The sequence below is a fragment of the Treponema sp. R80B11-R83G3 genome, from assembly GCF_054786115.1.
Genome location: NZ_BDHF01000084.1, coordinates 1 through 6006, shown reverse-complemented (window position 1 = coordinate 6006; position 6006 = coordinate 1). Strand labels below are relative to the sequence as shown.

The following is a 6006-nucleotide window of genomic DNA, read 5'->3' as shown; positions in this document are numbered from 1 at the left end:
GATAACGTGAAAATAAATAATTAATGTAGTGTACCGCTTCCGTTACAGAGTGAAAAAATCTTGAATGGGAGAATACAGATGTATTAGAGAAAACAATAAAAGGATAATATTCCGATGTGCTATGAAAAGATAAGTTTACTAATGAAGGCTTTCCCTTAGATAACTTATAAGACGATATAACTTGATAATAGGTAGACATAAAACACCCCATAAAGAAAGCGGTACATATAAATAAATGTTTTAAGCCTAGCTATACAGCCAAGTGGGGCAAGGTCAATAAATAACCTTGCTGAAATATGTTATATAAAAAATATATATTATTTTTTTTATTTTGTCAACTATTTTTTAAATATTTTTTAAAAATATTTTTAAATATTTTTTTTATAAATATAAATATTTGCACATAACAAATAATCAAACTAGGATAAGCGCCATTTGCTTTTCAATCGCCTTGCCCCATCTAGCTATCGAACAAAAAAAATAAAAGTTGGGCTAACGCTAACTATGTGAGCAAAACCGCCGCATTGTTTTTGCCCTAACAGTGGGGGGGGTGGGGGTTCACAATTCCGACCCCCATCCTCCCGCTGTTAGGGCAAAAACACCCACCCAAGAAATTGCCGTTATGCAAAATAAATTCGCCATGTTTGCAAGCCCTACACCCACCCATAAAATTGCCATGATGAAAATAAGAGTGCCGTGTATGCCGCGCAACATTAAGCGAATAAAAGTAACTGTATGCGAATGGGAATAATTACCCTGACCCCGTAGGGGTTGGCGTGGTTTGCCGTCCGGCGTTGACCGACGGACTCGCAAACCATGACAAAAGGGTTATAGCGATTTAAAGTAATAGGGTGTAATAAAATGCTCACACTTTGAAAAAGTGGAGATAAAATATTTATTTTTAAAGAGTGTTTAAAAAGAGGAATAAACGGATCGAGAGGGGTAGCGGAAAAGCCGAAGGCTTTGAAGCTAGGGGGGAGACTTCCCCCCTCATAAATTTTATTAATTATCTTAATTAACTTAACAAGAAGGGGACGCTATATATGGGGGTGGGCGGTGGTCAAGGTACACTATGAAAAAACGGTGTCGGTTACGGATTTTATTAACAATTCTAGTTTTTTGGCGTTTACAACGGCTTGGCTTTTTGCGTGGTTGTTAAAAAATAACTGGACTATTTTGGTATTTTTTAGCAATTCTAAAATAGGGTTTATGAAAGTTTGTAGCTCGCTATCGGTGTACATATAATCGTAGCGGGTTACATTGTCGCCTGTGTACCAGTTTTGGGCGTTGCGTCCGTGAAAGCGGATATATGCAATGTCATTTGTGGTGATGAAATCTAGTTTTGGCAGGTCTTTTAATTGGGGGTTGTCGGTTATACACCAACCTACTTTGCGTTGGCGTAGGGCTTGGTAGGTTTGATAATTTTGCCATTTGGTGTTGCGGAGTTCCACTACTAGGGGAATATCGGGGAATTCTCTTATTAGGTTGTCTAAATAAATGCGTTCTTCTTTTTCATAATGGAAACTTTGGGGGAATTGCAATAATGAGCATAGTAATAGATTTTCTTTTTGTAACGGCTCTAATGCTTTTTTGAATTCGGCGGTTAGTTTTTGATATTTTCTTTTGTCTAGGGAATGGGTTAAGTCTTGAAACGCTTTGACTGTAAATTTTATTTTGCCGTCTGTGCGATTTATCATGTTTTGCATTTGTGAGGGTGTGGGCATTTTGTAATAAGTTCCGTTCAATTCTAGGCTGTTGAATTGGGTTGCGTAATATTCAAGAAACTTTTTTTGAGGTAATTTGTCAGGGTAAAAAACGCCTTTCCAATCTTTGTAATCATAACCGCTTGTGCCTATATATAATTCGCCCATATCAATATACTAACGGAATATCATTTATTTTGGTAGTATAGCAAGGGGAAAGATATTCTCTTTTTAATAAGAAGGGTTTGGTTTCTTCGTCAACTGGTCTTTTGCCTGATAATCCGCAACCTAATTTAATTGTGCCTCTGCCGTAGCGGTTGTTGATTGTGTCAAATGCTTGCATTAGGGGTTCTAATTCCTTCATTCGATTAAAGCCTTTATCAAATAAATCAAATTGTTGGTTTCTATCAAAATCTAATCCTGTTAGGGCTATCATTACTTTGCGGTACTTGTAATTTGGGCGGTAAATTCTTTTTAGTAATTCGTTGGCGACTGATTGTATTTCGGGAAGAAACGCCGATAAGTACGGAAGTTCGGCGGTGAGTTGGTTAAAGTATTGCTCACCTTCGGCGTATGCGTTGGTCATAAGGTAGACGCTAATATATTTGCATGATAAGCCTTCGTCCCTTATGCGTTTTACGGCTTCTTGGGTATATTCGGAAAGGGCTGTGATTATATCATCTAACGCATAGACAGGGGATTGAAAACTGCGTGATACTGCGGTAATTTGTCGGGGAGCTTCTTCAATTTTGTCTATTGCCTGTATTCCGTTTAATTCCTGTACTGTTTTGTAGCCTGTAATTGTCATGTGTTTTTTGGCTTTATCCAATGGGTAGTGTTTGAGGGCAAGGGCGGTTGTTATGCCTTGTTTTTTTAGAAACGCCGTTTTAGATTGCCCTATCCCCCAAATATCGCCTACAGGATAATTGCCCAATTCTTCATCTTGGTTTAACTCTTGCCAGTTGCAAACGCCTTTTCTTTTTTTTGCCAATTTATTACACAACTTCGCAAGCGTCTTGTTAGGTGCTATTCCTACAGATACAGGGATACCAGTTTCTTTTGTTACGGCTGATTTTATGTTTTGCCCGATTGACGTATAGTCGGCGTTTTTCCAATCGGGGAAAAATAAAAAACTTTCATCTATCGAGTATACCTCGACATCGGGGGCAAAACGGCTGTAAATCAAATTCATTCTAGCGGACATATCGGCATAGAGGGTGTAGTTACTGGAAAATATTTTTACTCCTAGTTTTTCCATTTTGTTTTTGTTTTGGAAAAATACGTCTCCACGCTTAAAGCCCAGGGCTTTACATTCGGAATTTAATGCTATGACAATTCCGTCATTGTTGCTTAATACCGCTATTGGGCTGTGGTATAAATCGGGGCGAAATATACGCTCGCAAGCGGCATAGAATGAATTGCCGTCAATGTGCATTATCATAAAATCAATGCTCCTTTATTGAAGTTGTAACAACTCCGATAATTTCGGTGTCATCATAAGTGGGCTTTATGTCGATTAAACTATTTGTAAAAACAGTAGAGCCGTTGCGTTCCGTCATAAGACGACATAAAAATTGCCCTTCGTGCCGTATCAGGACAAAGTTATTGAGTACAGGTGTTTTGGAGCGGTCTACTACAAGCAACGCACCTTTAAGCAAGCCTAGAGTTTCCATGTCGCCGCTGTCCAAGCGGAAAAAGTAGGTAGCCGCAGGGTTCTTAATAAGCAGATTATTGAGGTCAATAGCCGTATCTTCATAGCCCTGTGCCGGAGACGCAAAACCTGTAACTTTCCCACTAGCAGATAATTTATCCATGTTATAATTATACTATACACTTGTATAGTTTGTAAATAGCAAGGAAAAAAACGAATTCCATGACGCAAAAAATATACGCTATATATGGGGGTGGTCGGGAGTGAAGGTACACTATGAAAAAGTGGTGTCAGTTACATTTTAATAATAACATTGACACTATTCCCCAAAAATGATAAATTTCATATATATCCCAAATTTGGGATTTATATGAAATAAAGCTTCATATACAAGTAGTTATACGGCATTTGTCCTAAACTTGATTTTAGAATATATGGATAAGGAATGGATGAATAAAAAATGCGCCTACAGTGTGGTTATCAATTATTGTATAATATGGGGAAAAAGCCTTATTTTCCCTATTTGATTGACAAAATTTGTTTTGTATTATATATTACATATGAGAGGTATATATGAGAAAAGCAATAACCCTGTTTCTGTTATTAACTATTGCCGGATTGTCTTTTGTTTCTTGCCAGTTTGACGATACAACTTACTGCCCCTATTGCGGCTCGTCACTCATAAAAGAAGACGGTAAAGGAGTATTGAAAGACGGCACAGAATTTCAAATGTATAAATGTCAGTCTTGTGGAAAACGTTTTGGCGTTGAAATGTTGAAACAAAATAAACCTTGGCCATTATAAGGAGGCTTAAAATGAAAAAGTATACTGTTTTTTTGTTGGCGGTTCTTGTTTTTATTACGGGCATTATTTTTACAGGCTGTCATGGTTATGAAGCAACTGTTAAATATTGCCCATATTGCAATTCCCTGGCAATAAGAGAAAAGGAATCAATACCTCATTATGGTTACAATAATTATGTGGATCTATATGAAAAAGTATTTAGTTGCGATACATGTGGTAAAGAATTTGGCATTGTTGATTGGATATATTAAGAGAATTTGCCTTATGTTAAAATAGGGCATGTCAGGTTTTTTTGGTAAATAAAATACTCTTTTTTTAATATAGTGTACGGACAAACGCCGTATAACAGGACGGTAAAAGTACGCCCCTTCGGGGCTAGGCTACACAAAAGCGTGTTCGGGCTTACGCCCTCTGCACGCTTTTGTTCCGCCACATTTGGGGCAGGGGTCAATGCTACGCATTGCCCTATAACCTGCCCCAAACGTCTTTTACCGCCGGAACGTTATATGCCATTGTGCCTAAACTTGGTTGAGAATATCGAGGAAAAATTTGGGGTATAAACGAAATAAAAAAACGTTTTTTAACGATTTTCTATTGACAAAAGTATGAAATTAATGAATAGTTAAGTTGCATTAGGATTTTTTGGAAAATCCATAAAGTATAAATAAAAGGAAAGTGTTTGTTATGAAATTGTTTTACATTATTATTTGGCTTTTCCCTATTATCTTTATGATTCATGATTTTGAGGAAATTGTGTTCATAAAATTATATCAAAGAAAAAACGAGGAATATATCAAGTCATTGAGGGGTAAAACATATGTGCCTTTTGATTTTGGAGGTTCATTAGAGGTATTTTCTATTGGTGTTGCAGTAGAATTTATTTCATTCTCCCTTATTTCAATTTTATCTTATTTATTTGACTATTATGTTGTATGGTATTTATTCTTTGCTGGTTTTACAATACATTTGTTAGGTCATATTTGTCTTAGGATTAAATTTAAAAAATATGTTCCTGCGACAATCACTTCAATAATATTTTAACCGCTTTGCAGTTATTTTGTTTATAAAATTACTATTCTTCTTGATTACACTATTTTAAAAACTATTATTTTACTTGTACTCTCCCCTATAGTAACCTTGCTTTGGGTATATTTATTGCATAAAACATTTAAATCGTTTGGTATATGGCTTAATAAATATGAAACATTTATTAAGAAATGATAGCTATATGCTATACCAATAATATCCCTTAGAATATTAATGAAACTAGATATGTTTAGAAAAAATATATTAAAAGGCAACATCGCCGATGGCAAATGCGTTGCTGGTGTCCGTCCCGCATTGTGGCTGAAAATTTAAGGTCAGAGAAAATTATTGAAAATGTTAATTTTAATCAATTTAAGAATGATAATATTTTACAAATAATAGGAGTGAAAAGCAATGAAAATTACCTATAAAGACATAAAAAACATTCCATGTAATATAGTTGAAGATTTATTTCTTTCATTGAAATGGTTATCCAGCAAGTATCCTGAAAGATTATCAAAGGCAATAAATAATTCAGATTCGGTATTTTCTGCATGGGACGGTGAAAAACTTGTGGGCTTAGTAAACGTCTTGGACGACAGTGAATTAACGGCATATATTCATTATTTACTTGTTAATCCAAAATATCAAGCTAAAGGGATAGGTTCAAAATTATTATCAATGGTAAAAGAAAAATATAAAGCATATTTATATATCATATTAATATCAGAAACTGAAAAAACCATAAATTTTTATGAAAAAAATGGATTTCAAGCTAACAAAAATTGTTTTGCGATGAATATTATTAATAAATAGAAATAA

Annotated in this window: 7 protein-coding genes; 4 read left to right on the top strand and 3 right to left on the bottom strand. The window is 35.3% G+C overall.

Annotated features, from left to right (window positions below; translation table 11 throughout):
• Window positions 1-1070: 1070 nt before the first annotated feature.
• From ACYVRH_RS10475 to ACYVRH_RS10465, 3 genes are read right to left on the bottom strand one after another with little or no spacing between them, the layout of a single operon-like run.
• Entirely contained in the window at window positions 1071-1871 is an 801-nt protein-coding gene (locus ACYVRH_RS10475; RefSeq protein WP_461256859.1) for a DUF72 domain-containing protein, read from the bottom strand.
• Between the two features lies 1 nt (window position 1872).
• A complete protein-coding gene (locus tag ACYVRH_RS10470) occupies window positions 1873-3144 on the bottom strand; it encodes a Y-family DNA polymerase (RefSeq protein WP_461256858.1) in 1272 nt (423 codons plus the stop codon).
• A 4-nt stretch (window positions 3145-3148) separates the two neighbouring features.
• Window positions 3149-3517 (bottom strand): S24 family peptidase, encoded by a 369-nt coding sequence (locus ACYVRH_RS10465; protein WP_461251313.1) that lies wholly within the window; start codon window positions 3515-3517, stop codon window positions 3149-3151.
• Between the two features lie 410 nt (window positions 3518-3927).
• Between ACYVRH_RS10465 and ACYVRH_RS10460 the strand changes: the two genes are divergently transcribed.
• The 4 genes from ACYVRH_RS10460 (at window position 3928) to ACYVRH_RS10445 (ending at window position 6000) form a co-directional block, all read left to right on the top strand.
• Window positions 3928-4158: a hypothetical protein gene (locus tag ACYVRH_RS10460; protein WP_461251310.1), complete on the top strand. Its 231-nt coding sequence runs from the start codon at window positions 3928-3930 to the stop codon at window positions 4156-4158.
• A gap of 11 nt (window positions 4159-4169) precedes the next feature.
• A complete protein-coding gene (locus tag ACYVRH_RS10455; protein ID WP_461251309.1) occupies window positions 4170-4409 on the top strand; it encodes a cytidine/deoxycytidylate deaminase family protein in 240 nt (79 codons plus the stop codon).
• Window positions 4410-4842: 433 nt separating this feature from the next.
• Window positions 4843-5199, top strand: a complete 357-nt coding sequence (locus tag ACYVRH_RS10450; protein ID WP_461256857.1) for an HXXEE domain-containing protein — start codon at window positions 4843-4845, stop codon at window positions 5197-5199.
• A 399-nt stretch (window positions 5200-5598) separates the two neighbouring features.
• Window positions 5599-6000, top strand: coding sequence for a GNAT family N-acetyltransferase (locus ACYVRH_RS10445; protein ID WP_461256856.1), 402 nt, complete (start codon window positions 5599-5601; stop codon window positions 5998-6000).
• The last annotated feature ends 6 nt before the right edge of the window (window positions 6001-6006 follow it).